25 protein-coding genes are annotated in these 25,819 nt (G+C 33.2%); 13 read left to right on the plus strand and 12 right to left on the minus strand.

The window, feature by feature from the left end; genetic code table 11:
* Positions 1-305: 305 nt before the first annotated feature.
* From LUU93_RS19385 to LUU93_RS19420, 8 genes are all read left to right on the plus strand, one after another.
* A complete protein-coding gene (locus LUU93_RS19385; RefSeq protein WP_232682805.1) occupies positions 306-983 on the plus strand; it encodes a TIGR02117 family protein in 678 nt (225 codons plus the stop codon).
* Positions 984-1,491: 508 nt separating this feature from the next.
* On the plus strand, positions 1,492-2,403 hold the full coding sequence (locus LUU93_RS19390; RefSeq protein WP_232682806.1) for a YihY/virulence factor BrkB family protein: 912 nt from the start codon (positions 1,492-1,494) through the stop codon (positions 2,401-2,403).
* Positions 2,404-2,527: 124 nt separating this feature from the next.
* Entirely contained in the window at positions 2,528-3,052 is a 525-nt protein-coding gene (locus tag LUU93_RS19395; protein ID WP_232682807.1) for an NADPH-dependent FMN reductase, read from the plus strand.
* 3 nt (positions 3,053-3,055) lie between these two features.
* A complete protein-coding gene (locus LUU93_RS19400; protein WP_232682808.1) occupies positions 3,056-4,036 on the plus strand; it encodes a transglutaminase domain-containing protein in 981 nt (326 codons plus the stop codon).
* Positions 4,037-4,118: 82 nt separating this feature from the next.
* Positions 4,119-5,294, plus strand: a complete 1,176-nt coding sequence (gene pncB, locus LUU93_RS19405) for a nicotinate phosphoribosyltransferase (RefSeq protein WP_232682809.1) — start codon at positions 4,119-4,121, stop codon at positions 5,292-5,294.
* A 161-nt stretch (positions 5,295-5,455) separates the two neighbouring features.
* Positions 5,456-7,324, plus strand: a complete 1,869-nt coding sequence (locus tag LUU93_RS19410; protein WP_232682869.1) for a DNA topoisomerase IV subunit B — start codon at positions 5,456-5,458, stop codon at positions 7,322-7,324.
* A gap of 56 nt (positions 7,325-7,380) precedes the next feature.
* On the plus strand, positions 7,381-10,101 hold the full coding sequence (locus tag LUU93_RS19415; protein WP_232682810.1) for a DNA gyrase/topoisomerase IV subunit A: 2,721 nt from the start codon (positions 7,381-7,383) through the stop codon (positions 10,099-10,101).
* Between the two features lie 158 nt (positions 10,102-10,259).
* Positions 10,260-10,589 (plus strand): peptidase associated/transthyretin-like domain-containing protein, encoded by a 330-nt coding sequence (locus LUU93_RS19420; RefSeq protein ID WP_232682811.1) that lies wholly within the window; start codon positions 10,260-10,262, stop codon positions 10,587-10,589.
* Between the two features lie 12 nt (positions 10,590-10,601).
* Here LUU93_RS19420 and LUU93_RS19425 read toward each other — a convergent pair whose 3' ends face one another.
* From LUU93_RS19425 to murQ, 7 genes are all read right to left on the minus strand, one after another.
* Positions 10,602-11,231, minus strand: a complete 630-nt coding sequence (locus LUU93_RS19425; protein ID WP_232682812.1) for a 3'-5' exonuclease — start codon at positions 11,229-11,231, stop codon at positions 10,602-10,604.
* Between the two features lie 2 nt (positions 11,232-11,233).
* Entirely contained in the window at positions 11,234-13,156 is a 1,923-nt protein-coding gene (locus tag LUU93_RS19430) for a DUF294 nucleotidyltransferase-like domain-containing protein (RefSeq protein ID WP_232682814.1), read from the minus strand.
* A gap of 175 nt (positions 13,157-13,331) precedes the next feature.
* Complete coding sequence (locus tag LUU93_RS19435) at positions 13,332-13,703, minus strand: DNA topoisomerase IV (RefSeq protein WP_232682815.1); 372 nt, start codon at positions 13,701-13,703, stop codon at positions 13,332-13,334.
* Between the two features lie 86 nt (positions 13,704-13,789).
* Positions 13,790-14,365: a DUF1572 family protein gene (locus LUU93_RS19440; protein WP_232682816.1), complete on the minus strand. Its 576-nt coding sequence runs from the start codon at positions 14,363-14,365 to the stop codon at positions 13,790-13,792.
* 102 nt (positions 14,366-14,467) lie between these two features.
* Entirely contained in the window at positions 14,468-15,040 is a 573-nt protein-coding gene (locus tag LUU93_RS19445) for a pentapeptide repeat-containing protein (protein WP_232682817.1), read from the minus strand.
* Positions 15,041-15,107: 67 nt separating this feature from the next.
* Complete coding sequence (locus LUU93_RS19450) at positions 15,108-15,329, minus strand: DUF6095 family protein (protein ID WP_053473765.1); 222 nt, start codon at positions 15,327-15,329, stop codon at positions 15,108-15,110.
* A 173-nt stretch (positions 15,330-15,502) separates the two neighbouring features.
* Positions 15,503-16,315, minus strand: a complete 813-nt coding sequence (murQ, locus tag LUU93_RS19455) for an N-acetylmuramic acid 6-phosphate etherase (RefSeq protein ID WP_232682818.1) — start codon at positions 16,313-16,315, stop codon at positions 15,503-15,505.
* 266 nt (positions 16,316-16,581) lie between these two features.
* On the opposite strand from murQ, the gene LUU93_RS19460 reads away from it, so the two are divergent.
* Positions 16,582-17,424, plus strand: coding sequence for an outer membrane beta-barrel family protein (locus LUU93_RS19460; RefSeq protein WP_311202639.1), 843 nt, complete (start codon positions 16,582-16,584; stop codon positions 17,422-17,424).
* A gap of 73 nt (positions 17,425-17,497) precedes the next feature.
* Here LUU93_RS19460 and LUU93_RS19465 read toward each other — a convergent pair whose 3' ends face one another.
* Both LUU93_RS19465 and LUU93_RS19470 read right to left on the minus strand, forming a co-directional pair.
* Positions 17,498-18,166 (minus strand): ZIP family metal transporter, encoded by a 669-nt coding sequence (locus tag LUU93_RS19465; protein WP_053473655.1) that lies wholly within the window; start codon positions 18,164-18,166, stop codon positions 17,498-17,500.
* Positions 18,167-18,263: 97 nt separating this feature from the next.
* Positions 18,264-19,028, minus strand: coding sequence for a class I SAM-dependent methyltransferase (locus LUU93_RS19470; RefSeq protein ID WP_232682820.1), 765 nt, complete (start codon positions 19,026-19,028; stop codon positions 18,264-18,266).
* 138 nt (positions 19,029-19,166) lie between these two features.
* Here LUU93_RS19470 and LUU93_RS19475 point away from each other — a divergent pair, with 138 nt between their 5' ends.
* From LUU93_RS19475 to LUU93_RS19485, 3 genes are all read left to right on the plus strand, one after another.
* Complete coding sequence (locus LUU93_RS19475; RefSeq protein ID WP_232682821.1) at positions 19,167-20,330, plus strand: THUMP domain-containing class I SAM-dependent RNA methyltransferase; 1,164 nt, start codon at positions 19,167-19,169, stop codon at positions 20,328-20,330.
* A 90-nt stretch (positions 20,331-20,420) separates the two neighbouring features.
* Positions 20,421-20,657 (plus strand): hypothetical protein, encoded by a 237-nt coding sequence (locus LUU93_RS19480; RefSeq protein WP_232682822.1) that lies wholly within the window; start codon positions 20,421-20,423, stop codon positions 20,655-20,657.
* Positions 20,658-20,675: 18 nt separating this feature from the next.
* Entirely contained in the window at positions 20,676-21,368 is a 693-nt protein-coding gene (locus LUU93_RS19485; RefSeq protein WP_232682823.1) for an aspartate/glutamate racemase family protein, read from the plus strand.
* An 86-nt stretch (positions 21,369-21,454) separates the two neighbouring features.
* On the opposite strand, the gene LUU93_RS19490 is transcribed toward LUU93_RS19485, so the two are convergent.
* The 3 genes from LUU93_RS19490 to rlmD are packed head-to-tail and all read right to left on the minus strand — an operon-like array spanning position 21,455 to position 24,250.
* Positions 21,455-22,279: a DUF6048 family protein gene (locus LUU93_RS19490; RefSeq protein WP_232682824.1), complete on the minus strand. Its 825-nt coding sequence runs from the start codon at positions 22,277-22,279 to the stop codon at positions 21,455-21,457.
* Entirely contained in the window at positions 22,251-22,823 is a 573-nt protein-coding gene (locus LUU93_RS19495) for a DUF6452 family protein (protein ID WP_232682825.1), read from the minus strand. The genes LUU93_RS19490 and LUU93_RS19495 overlap by 29 nt, the downstream gene beginning before the upstream one ends.
* Before the next feature lie 14 nt (positions 22,824-22,837).
* Positions 22,838-24,250, minus strand: a complete 1,413-nt coding sequence (gene rlmD, locus LUU93_RS19500; RefSeq protein WP_232682826.1) for a 23S rRNA (uracil(1939)-C(5))-methyltransferase RlmD — start codon at positions 24,248-24,250, stop codon at positions 22,838-22,840.
* Between the two features lie 195 nt (positions 24,251-24,445).
* Here rlmD and LUU93_RS19505 point away from each other — a divergent pair, with 195 nt between their 5' ends.
* Entirely contained in the window at positions 24,446-25,459 is a 1,014-nt protein-coding gene (locus tag LUU93_RS19505) for a sensor histidine kinase (RefSeq protein ID WP_232682827.1), read from the plus strand.
* Positions 25,460-25,819 lie beyond the last annotated feature (360 nt).

The raw sequence follows: 25,819 nt of genomic DNA on the forward strand, positions 1-25,819 counted from the left end.
AATTCAGCAGTTTTTTTGTTATAAAATGAATAACCACAAAGTTTGTCATCCTGAGGAACGAAAGATCATAAACAAAACTCTACAAAGATTAACGACTTAGATTGCGGAAATTCTAGTGTGATCCTTCGTTCCTCAGGATGACAAAAATGAGAATAAAAAAATCCGTTTAAATCCGCGCTTTCGCGAAAGCGAATCCGTAAAATCCGCGTGCCATTTCGCAAGCAAATTTACAGTTTGAAAATTTTTGGCTCAAAAATTGGTTACAGAAAAATAACCAATCACTAATCTAAAATAAGCCAATAAAAATGCTAAAAAAAACTTTCAGAATACTAAAATGGACGCTTTTCGGAATCTTTAGTTTTCTTGTCCTTTATGTACTATCAGTTTATCTGATTTCTAAAATTACCGTTAATTCTGATGTTGCTCAGGTCGAAGAGCAAAATGCAGTTCCCATTTATATTCTCTCAAACGGCGTTCATACTGATATTGTAGTTCCTGTAAAAAACGAAATTAAAGACTGGCGAAACGAAATTCAGTTTAACCAAACACAATCAAAAGATTCTTTAATGAATTTTATTGCTTTTGGCTGGGGTGACAAAGGATTTTATCTTGATACACCAGAGTGGTCAGATTTAAAAGTAAGTACAGCCTGCAAAGCCGCATTCGGAATCAGTTCATCGGCAATGCATACTACATTTTTTAAACAATTGAGAGAAGGGGAGGACTGCAAACGTATTTTGATTTCAAAAGAAAATTATCAAAGTCTGGTTAATTATATTTCAGATAGTTTCAGCGATCCAATTCACCCGGAATGGATAGAAGGTCACAGTTACGGAAAGAAAGATGCTTTTTATGAAGCAAAAGGAAGTTACAGCCTTTTTTATACCTGCAATACCTGGGCAAACAATGCCTTGAAAGCAGCAAACCAAAAAGCAAGTTTATGGACTGTTTATGATAAAGGGATTTTTTGTCATTATAAATAAAGTATGAACGTATAGTCTCTACGGGCAATGTCATTAAGTTAAGCTTTTAGAAAATAAAATTACTGCAAATCAAATCCGTGTTTATCAGCGTTTTTACGAAGTAAATCTGTTTTATCCGCGTCACAATTAGACGCTGATTTTACTGATTCGCTAAAGCGAAAACGCTGATAAAAACTGATTTTTCTAATTACTTTCTTAATTAAACTGTTAAGTAATTTTATAGATTTCCTCTTAACTTAATGACATTGGCTTACGGGACAATTGCTGTATGTCAGTTTTTTTTGGTTACCGATATTAAATCTCTACGGAATTATTCTGTTAGTAATAAATAGGTATTTATGCACCACAGGAAATTCCGTTAGGAATTAAATATGGTCAGCCAATGTTTTTTATACACACGTAAAATATTTCGCATTGGTATATGGAAAAAATGTAAAATTCGATTAAAAAGCAAGAATCCAAAATTTTTCATTATTGCGTAAATTTGAGAGTATCAAAAACTCAGGAGATGAAAAATCAAAATATCATTTCGAAATCATGGTATTTGCTAAAAAATACATTTACGGAATTTAATGATGATAATGCCATCAAATTAAGTGCTGCATTATCCTATTATACCATTTTTGCATTACCTCCGTTATTAATTATCATTATTACAATTTGCGGATTCTTTTTTGGAGAAGAAGCTGTAACCGGACAATTGTACGGACAAATAAACAGATTGGTTGGAAATAATGCAGCCGTGCAGATTCAGGAAGCTATAAAAAATGTACAATTATCTGATAGTAATGTTTTTGTAACTGTTTTTGGTGTTATTATGCTTTTAATTGGGGCTTCGGGAGTTTTTGCAGAAATTCAGAGTTCTATAAATTATATATGGGGATTGCGTGCAAAACCAAATAAGGGTTTAAAAAAGTTTATTCAAAATAGAATAATGTCATTTTCAATGATTGTTTCTGTCGGGTTTTTAATGTTGGTCAGTTTAATGCTCAATGCAACACTTGATGTCTTAAATGCGCGCTTAAAATTGTATTTTCCAGACACAACTATATATCTTTTTTACGTGATAAATTTGATTATTGTTTTTTCGAGTATAACATTGCTGTTTGCTATTATATTCCGAACTTTACCAGACGGAATTATAAAATGGAAAGATGCTTTTATTGGATCATCCTGTACCGCAATTTTATTTATGATTGGTAAATTTGCTATTGGAGTTTATTTAGGGAATTCTACCATTGCAAGTATTTATGGGGCCGCAGGCTCAGTAATTATAATATTAGTCTGGGTTTATTATTCGGCCATAATTTTATATTTTGGTGCAGAATTTACTAAAGTTTATGCAAAATCATACGGAGGTCAGATTTCTCCCAATGATTATTCGGTAGAAATAAAAAAGAAGATTTTTGAAATTGAATAGAAATAAATTTGAAACCATATAAGTTATATAAGTTTATTTAAAAATACTTTGTGTTAATCAAAGAGAAACTAAAATTACCTTATATGACTTATATGGTTTCAAAAACAAAAACAAATACCACAATATGAAAATTATAGCCTTTGGAGGAAGTAACAGCCAGCAGTCGATTAATAAGCGTTTAGCAGCTTATGCAGCAAGTTTGTTTGAGAATGCCGAAGTTGAAGTTTTAGACTTAAACGATTATGCCATGCCGTTATTCAGCGTTGATGTTGAGAAAGAAATCGGTCAGCATGAAATCGCAAAAGTTTTTTTAAGTAAAATTGGTGAAGCTGATATTTTGGTCATTTCAATGGCAGAAAATAACGGAAACTATTCTGTTGCTTTCAAAAATGTTTTTGACTGGAGCTCCAGAATTGTAAAAGATATTTTCCAGCATAAACCAATGCTGTTATTGGCAACATCTCCGGGAGGAAGAGGAGGGGCATCAGTTTTAGGAATCGCTCAAAATCTTTTTCCACGTTATGGGGGCGAGATCAAAGGATCTTTTTCGCTGCCGTCTTTTAACACAAATTTTGACTTAGAACAAAATAAAATTTCAAATCCAGAACTAGATCAGGAATTGAAAAATATTATAAAATCAAGCTTTTAATCAATGAAAACAAGAAAGACTGGTTTTATATTCCTTTTGTTGAATATCATTTTTGCTTGTTCAACATTTGCACAGAAATATAATGAGGTTGATAAAATCGTTTTAAAATATCCCAAAAATTTTAGTACGACAGAAAAGTTAGCAGAAAGAATCAATCAGGATTTCAAATCTGATATTGATAAAGCGAGAGCCATTTACAGCTGGATTGCTTTTAATATTAGATATGATTATAATGCTTTTTTGAATCCGCAGAGGACGCAGGGCTTTTCTTATTCGACTGAAGCCGAAAAACAAAGAAAAATCAAAGAACTGAATGATAGATTATACCAAAAAGCTTTTAGTTCTAAAAAAGCGGTCTGCGAAGGTTTTACTGCTTTGTACCAGCATTTGGCAGAATTGTCAGGTTTAAAATGTGAGATAATTAGAGGCGATTCTAAAATTTCAGTAAGAGATATTGGCCGAAAAAACACTTCTTCAAATCATGCATGGAATATTGTTTTAATTGATAGAAAATGGCGTCTAATTGATGTAACCTGGGGACAGGGATATTTTGACAGCAGTAAAGGTCGAATGGTAACTGATTTTTCATCAATTTACTTTGATACAGATCCGGATTATTTCTTCGCTAAACATTTTCCGGATTCAGGTTCTTATTTAGGAGATAAATTAAACAAGGATGATTTTCTTAACGGACCTTTAATTTACAACAAAACAATCGAGAACGATTTTAAAATTAAATCTCCAAATTCGGGAATAACAGAAGCTAAATATGGCGATAAAATAAATGTTGAAATTAAAAATCTGACGAAATCAGATCAGGTTTTTTATTTAAATAAAAGAAATCAGCCTGTTCTTATTAAAAATGCAAAAGAAAAAAGAGGCGGTTTAGAATTTCAAATCCTTTACGACAATAATATTGGTGATTATATTACAATTTTTGTAAACACAAATAGTATTGTTTCTTTTAAAGTTATTTCGAGATAAAGTCAATATTGTTTATCGATTGAGTTTTCTTCTTTTATTGAATTGCCGTATCTTAGCAATTCAGGACTTGAATTAATATGCCATGGAAACAACTTTTTTGAAGTCGATCTTAGATAATGATTTCTATAAATTCACAATGCAGCATGCTGTAATAAGGCTTTTTCCAAAGGCAAAGGTTCGATACGGATTTATAAATCGCGGAAAACATGTATTTCCGGCCGGTTTTGCAGATTTACTTCGCCGTTCTGTAGATGAACTGGCTGATCTTCGTTTAACCAAAGAAGAAAAAAATTATCTGTCACATTACTGTCCTTATCTTGATCCGACTTATTTAGATTTTCTGCAGGGATACAGCTTCGATCCGTCAGAAGTACAGATTAGTCAGGAAGGCTCGGATATTAAAGTTACTGTTGAAGGTTTTTGGTACCGGACTATTTTATGGGAAGTTCCGCTTATGGCTTTAATTTCGGAGCTTTTTTATAAATCAAACCATTTAATTTGTTTAAATGATGAAGCTATAAAAAGCCTGACGAAAGATAAAATTGATAATTATAATAAATTAGGAGTTTCTATTTTGGAATTTGGTACAAGACGGCGCCATTCTTATGATGTTCATAGTTTAGTAAACGAAACTTTAGGGATTTTTGGCGGACAAAGTTTTATAGGAACCAGCAATGTGCATTTTGCAATGGTCAATAATAAACGTCCGTTAGGTACTCACGCACATGAATGGTTTATGTTTCATGCTGCGCAGTACGGCTTTAAAATGGCCAATTCGATAAGTCTTGAGCATTGGACACAAGTTTATGGAGGCGACCTTGGAATTGCTTTAACAGACACATATACTACAGAAATATTTTTCAATCAGTTTGATAAAAAATACTCCAAACTTTTTGACGGCGTTCGGCATGACAGCGGCGATCCTATTGAGTTTGCAAAAAAGGTAATTTTGCATTATACCAAAATGGGAATTGACCCAAAATCTAAAGTTATTGTTTTTTCAGACTCGCTAAATTTTGAAAAAGTAAAAACAATAGCTGATTTCTGCCGGGATAAAATAAAAATGTTGTTCGGAATTGGAACAAATTTCACCAACGATGTAGGGCTTCCGGCAATGAATATGGTGATAAAATTAACCGATACAAAACCCGATAATATACATTGGCAGGGTGTAGTTAAACTTTCTGACGAAAAAAACAAAAATACGGGAACGCCCGAAATGATTGCTTTGGCAAAAGAAGTACTCGGAATAAAATAGTATTTTTTTGTTTCATCGCTGCTTTTTCATATTTTTAGTGCTTGTATTATTTTATAATCAATTTAAATAGAATTTAAACCTATTTTATTGATAACTTTAAAATGATACACTTTCATTTTTTGCAGAGAAATGGTACATTAGCCAAAAATCCAATTCACCTTATGCTAGAGCAAAATCAATATACCGAAGATAATATTCGATCACTCGACTGGAAAGAACATATCCGTATGCGTCCCGGGATGTATATCGGAAAATTGGGAGACGGATCTTCGCCGGATGATGGTATTTACATCCTTTTAAAAGAGGTTTTAGATAACTGTATCGATGAGTTCGTAATGGGCTCAGGAAAAACTATTGAGGTAACGATAAAAGATAAAACGGTTTCTGTTCGTGATTACGGACGTGGAATCCCGTTGGGAAAAGTGGTCGATGTAGTTTCGAAAATGAATACGGGTGGAAAATACGATTCTAAAGCTTTCCAGAAATCAGTTGGTTTGAACGGTGTCGGAACAAAAGCGGTAAATGCGCTTTCAAATTATTTCCGTGTTGAATCTGTTCGTGATGATAAACAAAAAGGAGCAGAGTTTTCTGCCGGAAATTTAGTTCTTGAAGAAGATATAATCGAAACCACAAAGAGAAAAGGAACAAAAGTAACTTTTACGCCAGACGAAACGATTTTCAAAAACTATAAATTCCGTTTAGAATACGTTATTAAAATGGTTAAAAACTATTGTTATCTAAACAATGGTTTGACTATTATTTTTAACGGAGAAAAATACTATTCAGAAAATGGACTTCGTGATTTATTAGAAGAAACAATCAGTGAAGAAGATTTAGAATATCCAATTATCCACTTAAAAGAGCATGATATCGAGGTTGCGCTTACGCATAGTAAAACGCAGTACAGTGAAGAATATCACTCTTTTGTAAACGGTCAGAATACAACACAGGGAGGAACGCACTTAGCGGCCTATCGTGAAGCAGTTGTAAAAACGATTCGTGAGTTTTACAATAAGAATTTCGAAGCATCAGATGTTCGTAAATCTATTGTAAGTGCAATTAGTATTAAAGTTATGGAACCCGTTTTTGAGTCTCAGACCAAAACAAAATTAGGTTCTACAGATATGGGTTCTGATGACGGAACGCCAGCGGTTTCTGTTCGTACTTTCGTTAACGATTTTATCAAAACGAAATTAGACAATTACCTGCATAAAAATCCAACAACCGCGGAAGCTTTACTGCGTAAAATTCTTCAAGCCGAACGCGAGCGAAAAGAATTATCAGGAATTAGAAAACTGGCGACAGATCGTGCTAAAAAAGCTAATCTTCACAATAAAAAATTAAGAGACTGCCGTGCGCATCTTCCAGATACCAAAAATCCAAGAAACTTAGAAAGCACGCTTTTTATTACTGAGGGAGATTCGGCTTCCGGATCAATTACAAAGTCGCGTGACGTAAATACACAAGCCGTTTTCAGTTTGCGTGGTAAGCCTTTGAATTCATACGGAATGACTAAAAAAATTGTGTATGAAAACGAAGAGTTCAATTTACTGCAAGCAGCGCTTGATATCGAAGATGGATTAGAAAAATTACGCTACAACAACATCGTAATCGCAACCGATGCCGATGTCGATGGAATGCACATTCGCTTATTGCTGATTACGTTTTTTCTTCAGTTTTTTCCTGAATTAATCAAAGAAGGGCATTTGTACATTTTGCAGACACCGCTTTTCAGGGTTAGAAACAAAAAAGAAACAATTTATTGCTATTCTGAAGATGAAAGAAAAGACGCTATCGAAAAACTAAAACCAAAACCGGAAATCACCCGATTTAAAGGTTTGGGAGAGATTTCGCCAGATGAGTTCAAGAACTTTATTGGAGACACGATCCGCCTTGATCCGGTTATGATGGATAAACATACTTCGATTGAGCAGTTGTTATCTTTTTATATGGGGAAAAATACACCGGACAGACAAGATTTTATTATCAAGAATTTGAAGGTTGAAATTGATGAGTTTGAGGAGGTTTAAAAGATAATAAAAAGAATTATAGAAGAATTTTTTAGTAGTTATACTGAACAAAATATATGAAAGACGAAGAAGACGATAACATAATTCCAAACGACGACGAGAATAATCAAGATGAAAACCTGATGGATGATAATCAGGATGGAGATGACGAGGATATTATCAACGTAGATGCTAAACACTTTGAAGGACAGCATTTTTACGAAAATCAGGAAGAAGAAGGAGAAGACGTTATTACCAAAGTAACGGGAATGTACAAAGACTGGTTTTTGGATTATGCTTCGTACGTAATTTTGGAACGTGCAGTTCCTGCTATCGAGGACGGATTTAAACCGGTTCAGCGTCGTATTATGCACTCTTTAAAAGAGCTGGATGATGGTCGTTATAATAAAGTTGCCAATGTTGTTGGTCACACCATGCAGTATCACCCACACGGAGATGCGAGTATTGGTGATGCAATGGTACAAATTGGTCAAAAAGATTTATTAATTGACTGTCAGGGAAACTGGGGAAATATTTTAACAGGTGATGGAGCTGCAGCTTCTCGTTATATTGAGGCACGTTTATCTAAATTTGCTTTGGAGGTTTTGTATTCTCCAAAAATTACAGATTGGGGTGTTTCGTACGATGGTCGTCGTGCAGAACCAAACAATCTTCCGGTAAAATTTCCATTGCTTTTGGCTCAGGGAGCAGAAGGTATTGCGGTTGGACTTTCGACAAAAGTTTTACCACATAATTTCAATGAATTAATTGATGCTTCGATAAAGATTCTGAAAGGAAAACCTTTTACGCTTTATCCTGATTTTATGACTGCAGGTATTGCCGACGTTTCGAATTATAACGACGGAATGCGTGGCGGACGTGTACGTGTACGTGCTAAAATTTCGCAATTAGACAAAAATACACTGGTAATTACGCAGATTCCGTTTTCGACCAATACATCGACTTTAATTGACAGTATTTTGAAAGCCAATGATAAAGGTAAAATCAAAATCAAGAAAATTGAAGACAATACTGCTGCCGATGTTGAGATTTTAATTCATCTTTTTCCGGGCGTTTCACCAGATAAAACAATCGATGCTTTGTTTGCTTTTACAGCCTGCGAAACATCTGTTGCGCCTTTAGGATGTGTTATTGAAGATAATAAGCCGTTGTTTATTGGGGTTTCTGAAATGTTGAAAATTTCGACACACAGAACGGTTGATTTACTTCGTCAGGAATTAGAAATTCATTTAGAAGAATTAAAAAATAAGTGGCATTTCTCTACTTTAGAAAAAATATTCATTCGTGAAGAAATGTATATTGATTTCAAATTGTATGGAGACAGAGAATCGCTTTACAAATACTTATACGATCGTTTTGAGCCTTTCAAAAAATCATTTGTCAGAGAAATCACCGACGATGATTTACAGCGTTTAACTCAAATCCCAATGATTCGTATTACTCGTTTCGACTCTGATAAAGCCGATGAATTGATTTCAAGGTTAGAAGAGGAAATGAAAGAGGTTGAGTATAATCTGGAGCATTTAACAGATTTTGCAGTTGCATATTTTACCAAATTAAAAGAGAAATACGGAAAAGGCCGTGAACGCCAGACTGAACTTCGTGTTTTTGATAATGTTGAGGCTACAAAAGTAGTTTTGCGTAACACAAAACTATTTGTAAACAGAGAAGAAGGTTTCGTTGGAACCAGCTTAAAGAAAGACGAATACGTAGCTGATTGTTCTGATATTGATGATGTAATTGTGTTTTTACGCGACGGTAAAATGATGATTACAAAAGTCGATGCCAAAACTTTTATAGGAAAAGATATTATACACGTTGCTGTTTTTGATAAGAGTGATAAGCGTACTATTTATAATATGATGTATCGTGATGGTAAATCAGGACCTTCGTATATAAAACGTTTCAACGTTACTGGAGTAACGCGTGATAAAGCTTATGATTTAACAAACGGAACTAATGGTTCGCAGGTTGTTTATTTTTCACATAATCCAAACGGAGAAGCTGAGGTTGTTACCATATTACTACGTCAGGTTGGAACTATCAAAAAATTAAAATTTGATATTGATTTTGCCAAATTAGCGATTAAAGGACGTGCATCAAAAGGAAATTTGGTAACGAAATATCCAATCAAGAAAATTGAATTAAAAGAAAAAGGAATTTCGACTTTACTGCCAAGAAAAGTTTGGTTTGATGATACTGTAAAACGTTTAAATGTTGATGCCAGAGGTGAATTGTTAGGTGAATTTAAACCAAGCGATAAAATCTTAGTTATAAGCCAGACAGGTAAATTAAAAGTGATTATTCCTGAATTATCGACTCATTTTGAAGAAGATATGATTGTTTTGGAGAAATGGAAACCTAAAAAACCAATTTCGGCTATTTATTATGATGGAGAAAAAGAGCGTTATTTCCTGAAACGTTTCCTTGTTGAAAATGAAGGTAAAGAAGAAAGCTTTATTACAGACCATCCAAATTCACAGTTAGAAATTGTATCTACAGATTATCGTCCGGTGGCACAATTGGTTTTTGCGAAAGTAAAAGGAGTTCAAAAAGAAGATTTGCATATTGATGTTGAAGATTTTATAGCCGTAAAAGGTTTTAAAGCTTTAGGAAATCAATTAACTACAGATAAATTAAAGCAGGTAAATTTATTAGACCCGCTTCCTTATGAAGAACCGGTCGAAGAAATTCCTGAAAAACCTGAATTATCAGAAGATGATCCTGTTGAAACAGAATTAGACGACGATGGCCAGATAGGTTTAGTTTTAGACTAAAAAATGAAAAACGCTAAGATTAATTTCTTAGCGTTTTTTATTCCAATAACTTAATAAATTACCTTAAAGTTATATTTTTATAATTTATGACAGACTTCTTATTGCTATTCACCAGCCTAAATTTGTTTTTGAAAAGAATTACAAATTAAAAAAGAAGAATGAAAAATAAATTGTTTTTTTTAATATTACTACTTTGTTCTTGTACCGGCAAAGATGAATTGAATGGTTATGTTTATGATTATGATACAGAACAACCAATTAAAAATGTGTATGTAAATATTAAAGACGATACCACTCAAACAGATAGTACTGGTTATTTTAGTATGAAAGTAAAGTCAAATTTACCTTGTACAATATTTTTGCAAAGAGAAGGTTATGCTTCTAAAAGGATATGCAGAAAACCAGATTCTTTGGGGAAATTTTCAAAGAAAAGTTTAAAGTATAATAGATTTTATATGTATAATAAAGAGAGCGATTTTTCTAAATAGATTCAGAAATAATTAATACTTAAACAGAGAATTCAAATTAATTGCTTTTTTGTCTCTCAATTTCTTTACAATTTTCAGAAACGCTATTGCAGTTATATAAGCATCGCCCAAAGCAGTATGCCGGTCTTTCTTTGAAATATCAAACTTATCTGCAAGATCGTCTAATGTATAATGATCTTTTCGTTCAAACAAATGCGATTTAATTAAAGTTCTTTTATACAAATAAGCCGTATCTAAAGTTTTGTTGGTAAGTTGAGGTAAATTATTTCTTTCCAATGCTTTATTAATCATTGTAACATCAAAAATAGTATGATGTGCAATGATAATAGAATCTCCAAGAAAAGATAAAAATTGTTCTAAAGCCTCTAATTCAGATGGGTGTTTAATAATAAAATCTCTTAAAATTCCGTGAATCTGGGCTGTAGATTTATCATAATGATCTTGCTGCAGATAAATTTCAAAACTATTTTGAACCGAGATTGTTCCGTTTTGGAGAATCAGGGCGCCAATACATAAAATACGATCATTTTCATAATCGAATCCCGTAGTTTCAGTATCCAGAACAACAAACCGGGTTTCTTCGATAGTGATATTTTCATCGAAGAGATTTTCTTCTTTTTTCCAAAAATTAAATAAACCCATCGCTATACCAAATTTGAAATATTAAAACGTACCGAAATAAGTTCCTGAAGTTCTTTAATCGTTTTAAAAGTACGTTTCAGTTTAATCTTTTCCATTTTTGATAGAGATTCCAAAGCAATAAACTGCCCCGAATCGTGATGCAGAAGCCCCTGCTTTGTTCTAAATTTTAATAAAGCTTTAAACGAATAAGAACACGATAAATATAACTCTCTATTATTTGGTTCTAGTTCTGCCAGTTTTTCAAAACGCTCTGCAGTGTTACTGATCGATTTAACAGAATGTGATAAAATTAAAACACGCGCAGCATCAGTTAAAGGCATTAAAGCTCTTCTTTTAATATCAAAATTGTCTTTGTTTGCACCATCTTGTTCAACTAAAAACTGCCTGAAAAATCCGGTAGGAGAAGGGCTTTGCAATGCACCGCTTACCAAATGCATATAAAAAATAGGATTAGCCTTTACATTTTCAAAAATTGAATCTGATAATTGACTAACTATTTCGGCATCACCATAAGTCTTACTATAATCAAAGAAAATAAAGGAAAGTAAAACTTCATTTTTTCCCGGATTTGTAATCCAATGATGCACCTGATTTTTCCAATCATCAAGACACATGCACCATTTTGGGTTTGAGGCCATCATTTCGGCAGGGCAGTAATCATAACCAATATCAAAAAGCCCTTTGTTAACCAGCCCGGCAAATTTTAAAAAATATATACGTGTTTCATCTCTAAAAACCTCTGATACATTTTCATAAACAATCGCATTATCCTGATCGGTATGCAGCATTTGTTCACCGCGTCCCTGACTTCCCAGCGCCAGCCATGCAAACTTAACAGGCGGCGGACTGCTCATTTTTTCTAAACAAATTTCGATAACACGTGTGGTGCAGGCTTCATTCAGTTCAGTTATAATTTTAGCAATTAAGGTCATCGGAATATTTTGGTCTAAATATCCCTGAAGCAATTGCATAATTCGGTTTCTGATAGGTTTTATTTCCTTTGTTTTTTTAGCTCTTTTCAAAGCTTTAATTAAAACGGCAGGGTTATTTCCTAAAGCCACCATTACGTCGTGTTTAGATAAAATCCCAACCGCTTTGGTATTAACTGTGCCGTCTTTTGTAAGGCATAAATGACTGATATTACTTTTCATCATTGCCATTTGTGCTTCGGTAACTGTCATTTTTTTAGGATACGTAATAACAGGTTTCGTCATTATGGTTTCGGCAGTAGTTGTTATAGGAAAGTCTCCGGTAACAATTTTATTGCGAAGATCTTTATCAGTCAAAATACCAATAGGAAGCATTTCATCCACGATTAATATAGCGCCTACTTTTTTCTTATTCATGATCCTGGCAATTTCCTTAACTGTTGTTGACGGACTGCAGGTCACAATTTTTTTAGAATATTTAATTGGGGTTAAGTCAAATGAATCATTGCCGGAATGATGGTTTTCATTTAGTAAATCATCATCTCCATATAACTTATCTTTATGAATATCTGAATATGGGTTTCTGGTATTTGATGCATAACTTTCGATCAGGAAATTACCAACATTTCTATTTTCAAGCGCATAAGGTTTAAAAACTGCGATTGGAATAGCATATAGAATACTTTCTTCATGAGCCACAGCTTCCATAATATAATTTTCCTGCGCCAAAAGCGGACGCAATCCAAAAATATCACCTTCGTCGCACATATCCAGAACCGTATTTTTTGTGCTTTTCTTTAATGCTACCGCACCTTTGTGAACCACATAAAAGGAATCGTGTGTTTGATCATTTTCGGCAAAAATAATGGCATCTTTATCTTTATATACAATAGAAATCTGCTCCGAAAGTTTCTCAAGATCCTTTGAATGCAGGAAATTAAACGGCGGATAATTTTTTAGAAAGTCTGCAACTCTTTGCGAAATGGTATTTTTCATTGGGTTAAATTAAAGTTCTAAAATACTATTTAAAATAGAAATGTAAAAGAAACACCTTTAATTATTTGTTTTTGCCGCAAAGGCTCAAAGCCACAAAGAAATTATAACTTAGCGTCTTTGTGTCTTTGTGGCAAAACTTGCCATAAAAAAAGCCCCAATTATGGGACTTTAACTTTTACTCAACTTTGAAAACCTTACCGCGTTGTTTTTCTTCAGAGCCTACCATTCCAAATTCAAACGTATAAGAATCTTTTGCGGTTGTTAAAATCTTCATGCTGATTGCTTTTTCCTCAGCCATATTTTTTGGATGTTTTTTCTGTAAAATGTATTCGCAGTCGCTCACCCAGCGTATTGTAGCGGTATCAGTTTTTCCGTCAAAAGTTTCAATTTCGATACTGTCTTTACGCTCAAAAAAAGTAGTTTTTTTAACACCGTTTACTTCAAACTCAAATTTGAATTTTCCGGTTTTAAAATCTTTACAATTGTGTTCAGCATTGTAACATGATACTAAAGCCAGTACCGGAAATAAGAATAGTATTTTTTTCATTTTTTTATGCTTTAGGCAATATGTCTTAAGCTTTGGGTAATAAGCAGTTTTGCTTATTGCATACAGCTTAAAGCTTATGGCTTTTATTATTTCAATCTTTTTAATTCATCATCAGTAAAGTTCTTGATTTCTTTTTCTTTGGCAAACTTTTCGGTATTATAATTTTCCGATTTATTCTTCGGAATTGATAAGCTTTCCCAAGAGCTCTTTTTTAATTGTTTGGCATAAAAAACAATCTGCCCAACATGATAAGGATAATGTGCCAGCTGTCGATTTATGGCTTCAATAACGGTGTGGCCTTCATTTCGAATATAAATAATATCTGAAAGCTGCTCAGGTCTTAAACTGTTCAAAGCATTTTCTAAACAATTCCAGCCTTTGTTCCAAATTTCGAGAACTTCATTTTTAGACTTTAAATCATTTTCAAACTCAGAGTCACGGTTTCTCCATTCCTTTTCACCGTCAGACGTTAAAAAATCTGTCCAGCGCGAAAGCATATTACCTGAAATATGTTTTATAATTGTTGCAATGCTATTAGTATCTTCATTAACAGAAATAAAAAGCTGATCTGGCTCTAATTGCTCAATTGCTTTTTCGCCTAATGCTTTATAGTATAAAAATTGCTTTTTAACGCTTTCTAAATAAGATTCATCAATTTTCATACGCTGGAATTATTTGTTTTTGCCACGAATTTCACCAATTGCCACGAATTTTTTTCATAGAAAATGTTTAAATTTTAATTCGTGTAATTCGTGGCTTCTTTTTTAAACAATTTTAATATCATATTTATCTAAAAGACCCACAATTCCCTGAGTCGAAAATTGTGCTTTTCGCATGGCATTAAATTCAGGATCGATTTTATAATTGTAAGCAGTTCTAAAATCGACTGCTGCTAATTGTGTTTCATTAAAAATAGCGCCATCTAAATTGCAATCATCAAAAACAGAACTTGTTAGATTTGTTCCAACAAAAGTTACTTCACGAAGAGACGAATTTATAAACTTGGTTTTTGGCATTTTTTTGTTTGAAAATATAGCATAATCCAATGTACATTCTTCAAAATGAACCTGAAATAAAAAATCATCACATTCATTAAAAGCAATTCCAAGAAGTTTACAGTTTTTGAAAGTTACATTTTTTAAACTAGTTCCGGCCAAACTTGTCATGGAGAGATTGCAATCAATAAATTCGCAGTCAAGAAAACTATTAGAATTAAAATTACTGTTCGAAAAATCACAGTTTTTAAAAACACAATCCTCAAACTCCCGATGGTTTATTTTTTTATCGATATAAATAACTTTTTCGAATGTTTTTTGAATGTGAATTATTTCTTCCATTTTTTGTTTGGATAAAGATTAAAATTGTAGAGATGATCAAACCCGACTGGTTTATTTAGAAGATTTTTTAGTCATTAAACAAAGCTTTCATAATGATTCTCAATCCTAAAAAAATCAAAAGCATAGAACTCAAACAAGCCACAATCCCAATTCCAAGAACTAAATAATGCCAATTAGTATGCTGATTCATAAAAGCATTATAAATCAACGACGGCCCAAGAAACATCAAAGGCAGAGCGCCTGTTAAATATTTAATTCCTTTTCCTAATAATTGCTTGTTTGTGCTCATTTATTTTTGTTTCAAGTCTTTTTTTGTTTCAGGTTTCAAGTTTTTTTTAGTTTCAAGTTAAAAACTTTGTCAAAGAGTATTATTCCATCTTTGCGAACTCCGCCTTCTTTATTTAAACTTTGCGAACTTTGCGAAAAAACCTTTGCAATCTTTGCATTAAAATTCTACAGCAATTAAGCTTTATAATTATCAACAGCATTCCTAACGCTGCCGTATTTTTTTAATAAATCTGATGCCTCTTCATACGAAATAGGAATTTCTCCCATAATCATCTTTACACCGCGATCAACCAGTTTAATATTACTCAACTGCATATCGACCATTTTGTTTCCTTTTACTTTTCCAAGCTGAATCATCGCTGCGGTCGAAATCATGTTTAAAACCAGTTTCTGAGCAGTTCCTGCTTTCATTCTCGAACTTCCGGTAACAAATTCTGGTCCAACTACAACTTCAATTGGGAATTTTGCTGTCAGCGCTAACGGACTTCCCGCATTATTGGTAATACAACCCGTTAAAATATTATTTTGATTACAAGTTTCTAAACCGCCAATAACATACGGAGTAGTTCCAGAAGCTGCAATTCCTATTACAACATCATTTGCACCAATATTATGTGCTTGTAAATCAATCCAGGCTTGTGTTGCATTGTCTTCTGCATTTTCTACTGCACGTCGAATTGCGGTGTCTCCGCCAGCAATAATTCCGTTTACTAAATCAAACGGAACTCCAAAAGTAGGAGGACATTCTGAGGCATCAACAACACCTAAACGTCCAGATGTTCCTGCACCGATATAAAATATTTTGCCGCCTAATTTTAGTTTAGCAACAACTTGAGCTACCAAAGCTTCAATTTGCGGTATAGCTTTTTCTACAGCATTAGGAACAGTTTTGTCTTCATTGTTAATATTAGTCAGTAGTTCGTGAACTGACATTTTCTCTAAATGTTCGTATTTTGAAGATTGTTCGGTTGTTTTTGTAAAGGTCATTTTTTGTCGAAATAGTTATCCTCCAAAATTAAACTTTTTTATGGCAAATCGGGAAAAAATTAGACAGCAAAGCGGCTAAGTTTTAAAAACTTTTTCAGGTGATTTTGTTTTAGATCAAACCACTTTATAAATCTTGTTAAAAGAACTAAAATATTATACTTGTTAAGTAATGAAAGTTAAATGGATAAATTAGATTTATTGCAGGGGATTGGCAGAATCTCGATTTTTATGTCTTTGCTGCTCGCCTTTTTTTATTTACGGTCAAAATAGAAAATAATTACTTGAAATTGTTTCCAACAGTTTACGCTTCTTATAAGAAAAATGAAAACAATACTTTTAGTTTAAATTACGGAAAAAGAATCAACAGACCTCGTTTTGACTTATTAAATCCGTTTAAGGTTTATATTAATAGTAATAGTTATTCTAAAGGAAATCCGTTTTTGAGACATTCCTTTAGTGATAATTTTGAATTTGCTCATTCTTATAAAGAAGTCCTAAGAACAAGTGTTTTTGTAAATGTAATTACAAATGGTTACGGAGTTTTGTTTACTTCAAATCCTGAAACGAATACACAAATTGTAACACGTGAGAATTATTTTAAAAGCTTAAATTACGGCATTGGAGAAAGTTATTCGGCGAATTTTGCAGAATGGTGGTCAAGTGAAAATTCATTGTACTTTTTAGGTGCAAAAACAGAGTTTATTAAAAATATTAATGCCACTCCGTCAAATAGTTTGCAAATTGATTTTTCGACAAATAATACTTTCATTTTAGGCAAAACAACAAAACTGCAAATTGATTTTAGTTATAGTTCGCCTTTTGAAAGTGGTTTGTATGAAATAGGGTATGCGTCGAGTTTTGATATTGGTTTTAAACAGGATTTGTTTAATAAAACAATGCAGATTGCGTTTTTGGCAAACGATATTTTTAATACGTCTTATTTAAAAGATTTTACTTCGGTTGTAAATGGTGTAAAACAAGTTTACAGCCAAAATGAGAGTAATAGATTCGTTCGTTTGTCAGTTGTTTATAATTTTGGAAACAAGAAAATAAATGTAAAAGAACGCGCTTTTGGAAATCAGGATGAGAAAAAGAGAACGGGAAACTAAATCAGATAATTAGAAAATGTGTCAATTAGAGAATTATCTCATTATCTAATTGACACATTTTCTAATTAATTTATTATAAAAAGAATGCTAATAGAATTCCGAGAACGATCATTGAAACTTTGGCAACATTAAATTTATGTCCTTCGCTGCTTTCAAAAATAATTGTCGACGAAATATGGAATAAAATACCAATTACGATTGCAGTTATTTCGGTATAATAATCGTTTAATATTGGGAGATATTCAGATGCAACAGTTCCAAGCGGCGTCATGATGGCAAAAGTCAGCATGAAAGCAAAAATGGCTTTTTTGTTTAAATCGGCATTAATGAAAAATGTCGTTAAAATCACGGCAATTGGCAAATGATGAATCGCAATTCCTACGGCTAAATCGTGATGATGACTTACCGGAAAACCTTCTAAAAAGGCATGAATACAAAGGCTTATAAATAAAAGCCACGGAATTTGAGACATTTTTGCATGCCCGTGAACGTGTCCGTGTTCAGCGCCTTTGGAGAAAAACTCTAAAACGATCTGAAACAGAATCCCAACCATTATAAACAAACCAATTTTATGATTGTGAGAACTGTAAACTTCTGGCAGCAGATGCATTACGGTTAACGATAACAAAAATGAACCGCTGAATGCGAGCAGTAATTTTAAATTGGTTTTGTTGGTTGGTTTTAAAAACAAAGCCACACTATATCCTAAAAGTACAGAAAATAAGGGTAGTAAATAGTTCATTTTGTTGTTTAATCGTTTTTTGTTGTTTAATCGTTTAATCGTTGTATTTGTTTAATCGGTTTGACGGTTAAACAAATAAACGGTTTACCAATTAAACCTATTTAAAAATCATGATTAATCTTTCGCTTTCGGTTTTATGGAATTTTTTGAGTTTGTAGTCTCCAAAAATATCCAGAAGATAAATTCCGGCTTCATTCATTAAATCCTGAAAATCTTTTAAAGTCAGGGCTTTTACTTTTTCGGTAAAATGAAATTTTCTGCCTTGGTCTTCAAAATCAATTTCTTTAAAAATATGACCGTCTTCAACGTATCTTTTGATGTGAAAATCAATTCCGTCAACGGTTTTTACTTCTTGTGGAACCAAAGTTTCAATTACCTGATTTACGTTCATAAAGTCAATAACGGCGAATCCGTATTCAGATAAACTTTCTTTGATGGCTTTAAGCGTTGTCAGGTTATCATCGTCACTTTCGAAGTAACCAAAACTTGTAAAAAGGTTAAAAATAGCATCGAATTTTTCTTCAAAAGGTTCGCGCATATCGTGCACTTTAAAATGAAGATTCTCGTTGCTGTTTTTATTGGCTTCGGCAATGCTGTTTTCAGATAAATCAGCACCTAAAACATTAAAACCTAATTGATTCAGGTAAATAGAATGCCGTCCTTTTCCGCAGGCTAAATCAAGCACTTTTGCTTTTTCGGGAAGATTTAGATAATGCGTTAAATTGTCCATAAAAATCTGAGCTTCTCTATAGTTTCTATCCTTGTACAGAATGTGATAATACGGAGTATCAAACCATGATGTAAACCAGTTTTCGGTATTTCTATCCTGATTTGGTGTTGATGAGTTGGGCGCGTCAGACATTTATTCTATTTCAATTAATATAAAGTCCGGCAAATTTAGTGTATTTTTGCCGAAAAATAACTATTTCGCGATGATACCTAAATATACGTTATCATAATTGTATGCGATTGGGGTTGTTTTTTTAATACAAAAATAAAGATGGAAGAAAATTTTAGAATGATTGCCAAATGTTTTTTTGGCTTTGAGGAGATATTAGAACAGGAATTGCGTACGCTTGGGGCTCAGGATGTTGAAAAAGGAGTGCGAATGGTGAGTTTTAAAGGGGATAAAGGTTTTATGTACAAAGCTAATTTATCGCTTAGAACGGCTCTAAAAGTCCTTAAACCTATTTACTCTTTTAGAGCTAATAATGAGCAGGCATTATATAAAGGTATTTCGGGAATAAACTGGTCTAAATTATTGAATGCCAACCAGACTTTTGTGATTGATGCTACGGTGCATTCGACTTATTTTAACCATTCTGAATTTGTTTCTCAAAAATGTAAAGATGCAATTGTGGATCAGTTTAGAGAAAGAACAGGACAAAGACCAAGCATTGATAAACAATATCCAGATTTAAGAATCAATATTCATATTGATAAAGATCAGGTTTCGGTTGCATTAGATACTTCAGGAAATTCATTGCATCAGCGTGGTTACAGAACGGCAACGAATATTGCGCCTATAAACGAGGTTTTGGCAGCTGGAATTTTATTATTATCAGGCTGGGAAGGGCAAAGCCATTTTTTAGACCCAATGTGCGGTTCTGGAACTTTTCTTGCCGAAGCGGCGATGATTGCCTGCAATATTCCGGCAAACATTAATCGTAAAGAATTTGCATTTGAAAAATGGAAAGACTGGGACAACGATTTATTTGATCAGATTGTAAACAGTTTGATGAAGAAAACCAAAGAGTTTCATTACACTATAAAAGGTTTTGATAAAGCGCCAAGTGCAGTAAGTAAAGCCAAAGATAATATCAGAAATGCGAATCTTGAAGATTACGTAACGATTGAAGACAATAACTTTTTTGATTCTGAAAAAGAAATAGAAGGAAAACTGCATATTGTATTTAATCCGCCGTATGATGAACGTTTGGATATTCATATGGAAGAATTCTACAAAAACATTGGTGATACTTTAAAGAAAAATTATCCGGGAACAAATGCCTGGTTCATCACAGCAAACCTTGAAGCTTTAAAATTTGTTGGATTAAAACCGTCAAGAAAAATCAAACTTTTTAACGGAAGCCTTGAAGCACGTTTGGTTAAATACGAAATGTACGAAGGAAGTAAGAGAACGAAATTTCAGGTTTCTGAATAAATTAGGTACAAAGGCTCAGAGGTTCAAAGGTTCAAAGAAAAACCTTTGTTGCTCTGAACCTTTGCAACTTTGAACCTTAAAAGAAAAAAAATGTCAAAACTACAAGTAAGAGCTTTTCTATACCAATTAGGAAGTTTCGCGATTCTATTTATTTTAGGAAGATTTATTATTGCAGAATATACAGGATTAACCGGAATCTGGATTCCGATGACATCGTTTGTTGCGGCGACTATTGTTGCGCCTAAATTTCAGGCTGTTAAAACAAAAGACGGCGAAAAACTTTTTATGAAATGGATTTTTATAAAAGGGATTAGAGTTATCGGATAATTTTTTAAAATCAGCAATATGAGGAAAATTGGACTTATTGGCGGTATAAGCTGGGTTTCGACTACAGATTATTACAAACTTATAAATCTGGGAATAAACGAAAAACTGGGCGGTTTAAACTTCTCTGAATGTTTGGTTTATTCTTTTAATTATGCTGATATTAAAAAGAATAATGACAATAACGATTGGGATGCTACTTTTAAAATGCTTTTTAAAGGCTGCGAATTTTTAAAATCGGGCGGGGCAGAAGCCATTGTTTTATGTGCCAATACAATGCATTTAATTGCAGATAAACTTCAGGAAGCGATAGGTTTACCAGTTATTCATATTGCTGTTGAAACTGCGGTTGAAATTCAAAAACAGCAGCTAAAAAAAGTGGGTTTATTGGGAACTAAGTTTACAATGGAACTGGACTTTTTTAAAGATAAACTGGCAGCGCAAGGCATTGAAGCAATAATTCCTGCCAGCGAAAATGATAAAGATTTTATTCATTATACGATTTTTGAAGAGTTAGGAAGAGGAATTGTAACCGATGAAACGAAAAAACGTTATATAGAAATCGCTGATGAACTGATTAAAAATGGTGCCGAGGGAATTATTTTAGGCTGTACTGAAATTCCTTTAGTAATAAAAGAGGGAGATTTGTCGGTTCCTATTTTTGATACAACATTGATACATGCAAAAGCGGCTGTAGAATTTCAATTGTCTTAATAAAAGAATAAGCATAAAAAAGCCACGAATTCAAGAATTTAAAATATTAGATTCGTGAATTCGTGGCTTTTATTTTTTTGTAAATATTACTTCTTTTTAGGAGCTTGTTTTTGAATTTCGGGCACGATTACCTTTTTCTTGTAAATAGGAATGAAATAAGAAACAGTATAGTTAAAACCTACACCAAAACTTCCGTCATAAGTTCTGTTAAAACCCGGAATGTAAAGGTTGTCAAAGCCCGAAGGTTTATTGTTCATTACTAAAAGCTTCAACTGAACACCAAAACCTACGAATAGATTATCGAAAACTTCTGCTTTAATTCCTCCTGCAACTTCAATCCAGGCAGCACTTAAACCACTGTTTTTTTGATTTGCTTCAATTGCAGGCTTTTCACCCCAATACGGATTTGAATTGTAAATTTTATAACTATTTAAATCTTGGCTGAAAGAACTGAAACCACCTCGCATACCAATTGTTATTAGGTTTTCCATATCAAGCCAGTTGTCGTACAAATTGTAATCGAAACCTCCTTTAATATAGGTTCCTGTAGCTGTAGAGTTTAATCTGTCGTCATCAGTAGTTTTGTCTTCAAAACCCAATTCGGCAGCTAAATAGTATCTTTTTGTTAAACGCCAGTCACCAGTAAATTCTACGCCTTTATAATCCTTATCATAAAAACCTCTGGTTAATTTGTATAAATCGACACCTACGCGCAAACCGTAACGATCTGTTTTTGGCTTAACAATAGTGTCTGTCTTAACTTCCTGAACGGCTGGTTTTGCGGCTTTGGCTTTTGGTTTTTCGGTAACTATTGGTTTTGTTGCTGTCGAATCTTTTATTTCCTGAGCATTCCCCAAAAGCATTGTAAAAACGAAACAAAGACTAAAATAATATTTCAAGGTGTGTTTCATCTTCCAGTTCAATGTTACGGGTTTTTAAATTTAAAGTCTTCATCCAAACGCCATCTTGTGTATCAGGGTCATCAGTTCTTATATAGCCAGAAGCAGCAGGTTCTGCACTACTTTGCTCATTAAGCAAAAAAGTAGTTTTAAAACCACAGGCCCTGGATACATAAGAGGTTTGACGTGTATAGTTAAATGTTATTATATCACTGTTAGTAACATCCGGATTTGGATCATCAGAGTCTAATATAAATCTATAACTTGTTGTATCTTCATCTACTTTTAGCGGTATCGAAATAGTGTTCCCGTTTGCCAGATATTTTGTTGTAGACGTACCGCTTTCATTAAAAACAATTCCGTTAGGATCAGCGTCAGGGCCAATACCAACAACTCTTAAATTGGTTACACTTCTTGGTGTAGACGGATCTGCACTGCTGTAAAATTTAATTACTAATCTTGGAGTAGTAGGTGTGTTTGCGTCGCAGATATCATCTTTCTCACAGCTGGATAAACCAAATGTAAAGACTAATAAAAGAGAGATTATTTTTTTCATCTAGCGTTTTATAATTATCGAAGTTCTAAAAGTACAACATTTTCAACATGATGCGTTTGCGGAAACATATCAACCGGACGTACGCGGGTTACTTTGTACTTCTCGTCCATTAATGCTAAATCACGTGCTTGTGTTGCCGAGTTACAGCTTACATAAACTATTTTTTTTGGAGCAATTTTTAAAATTTGATCAATTACAGCAGCATGCATTCCATCTCTCGGCGGGTCTGTAATAATAACATCCGGCTTACCGTGTTGTGCAATGAAACTTTCATTAAATACAACTTTCATGTCTCCAACAAAAAACTCGCAATTTGTAATATTATTGCGTTCGGCATTTGCTTTAGCATCTAAAATTGCTTCTGGAACACTCTCTACACCAATTACTTTTTTTGCTTTTTTAGAAACAAATTGGGCAATAGTTCCTGTTCCGGTATATAAATCGTAAACAGTTTCATTTCCTGTTAATCCGGCAAAGTCACGGGTTATTTTATATAATTCGTACGCCTGATCTGAATTGGTCTGGTAGAAAGACTTAGCGTTAATGCTGAATTTTAAACCTTCCATTTCTTCCAGGATATAATCTCTTCCTTTATAAAGTTTAATATCCTGATCGTAAATCGTATCGTTTTGTTTTGCATTTACCACATATTGTAAAGAGGTAATCTGCGGGAATTTTTCGTATAAATGATCTAAAACCAATTCACGGTTTGCTTTATCATCTTCAAAAAACTGAATCAAAACCATTATTTCGGCAGTCGAAGCAGTACGAATCATTAAAGTTCTTAATAATCCGGAATGTTCTCTCGGATTAAAAAAGGCTAAATTATGCTCGTTGGCAAATGCTCTGATTTCGTTTCTGATTGCATTTGAAGGGTCTTCTTGTAAATGACATTTCTCGATGTCAAGAATTTTATCCCACATTTTTGGAATATGAAATCCTAAAGCATTTCTGTTTCCTAAATCTTCTGTACTTCCAATTTCTTTTTCGGTTAACCAACGGCTGTTAGAAAACGAAAATTCCATTTTATTTCTGTAAAAAAACTGTTTTTCAGAACCCAAAATAGTTTCAAATTCCGGAAGTTCAACTTTTCCTATACGCTGCAAATGATTTTTTACCTCGTTTTGTTTGTAATACAGCTGCTGGCTGTATTTCATGTTTTGCCATTTACATCCGCCGCAAACACCAAAATGATCGCAGATTGGATCAATACGATGCTTAGATAATTCGTGAAATTTTACGGCTTTTCCTTCGTAGTATGCTTTTCTTTTTTTGAATGTTTGTACATCAACAACATCGCCAGGAACGACATTCGGAATAAAGATTACTTTTCCGTCAGGAGCTTTTGCTACTGAGACTCCCTTTGCTCCGGCATCAAGAACCTGAATTTGATGAAAGACAACTTTGTCTGTATTTTTTCTTCCCATAGCGCAAAAATAAGGCTTTGTAAACTTTTACAAATTTTATTTTCATAATATTTTGTCAAATTATGTAATTTACTAGTTTAATTAACTTTAAAAGTTAACTTTGTTCCTGATATTCAGCCCTAAGCTACAATATATTGTCAATAGTTTTGTTATGTTTTTATGAAATTGTATCATAATCTTTCACAAATTAGCTTTTTGAAAAAAAGTTATGCGTCAAAATTTTTATTTGTCGCTTTGATAGGAATTCATATTCCATTAATTGGAATTTTATTTTTTGTCCTTTTTTTCGAGCATACTATCTCTCCGGCATCAATTCTGATTTTTTCATTGATAATGACACTATTGGCAGCTGCTGTAACTCTTTTGGTTTTAAAACAGCTGATAAGACCTATTTCGCTTGCCTCAAGATCGTTAGATGAATATAGGAATAAAAGAAAATTGTCAATTCTTCCAACAGAATACACTGACGAAGCCGGGCTTTTAATGTGTAATATTCAGGAGTCTATTTATGAGTCTGAAAGTTTTATTAATGAAAAGCAGGATTTAATTTATATGCTTTCGCACGATTTAAAAAACTTTGCCGGAAATCCGCAGGGTCTGGCGAAATTAATCTTAAGTGAAAATCCTTCGGAATCTGTTAAACATCTGGCCGATTTAATTTGCGAATCGACTAATTTGCAATTTCGATATATCGAAAACTTTATTAAGCTGTTAAAAGAGCAAGACCAGATTTTAAAAATAAATCAGGAAACCAGAACCATTTATTTTGAAAACATTCTTCCTTTCATAAATGAACAGGTTGAACAGCGATTACTGGACAAAAATATAATATTGAATTTGAGTGTTGAAATCGACGAAGCTAAACTTTGGATTGACGAAGGTCTGCTGGTTCAGGTTTTGGTAAATCTAATTAGCAATGCGATTAAGTTTTCTTATTTTGACAGTGATATTAAAGTCAGGATTTATAAAGAAGATTCAAATGTTGTTATTACTGTTGCAGATAGAGGAATTGGTTTTGATAAACATCAGATGGAAGAATTATTTAAAAAATTCACCAAAATGGGCCGTTTAGGAACTGCTAACGAATCCTCAACCGGAATCGGGCTTTATTTATGCAAAAAAATTATCGAAAAAAATAAAGGCCGGTTAAGTGCTGTAAGCGAAGGTAAAAATAAAGGGGCTGAGTTTAAGATTGAGTTTGAAACCTGAGGTTCTAAGGTTCTGAGTTACTATCCCGATAGCTGGCGGAACTAAGTTTTTCTTTTGATTTCAATTGTTTTGTTCATCCATTAATTCCTCGTCGTCACTTTCACGGGAAAGAATTAAAAGGCATACAATTTTTAAATAAAAACTTAAATTTTTCATGGTTTGGTAATTTTGGTCTGGATCTGTTATGAAGATGCCTGTTTTTTTTAAAGGTTGCGCGAATAAGCGAAAAAAAATATCCTACTATTAATGTTCTATGCAAAGAAGAGAACTTTAATCTTATATAAAAGTCGTTAAAAGATATTTAAGCAATAAAATAGGGTAGATATATAAAAAAAAGGGAAGTTTGATGAACTTCCCTTT

This window comes from Flavobacterium soyae (genome assembly GCF_021245985.1).
GTDB lineage: Bacteria > Bacteroidota > Bacteroidia > Flavobacteriales > Flavobacteriaceae > Flavobacterium > Flavobacterium soyae.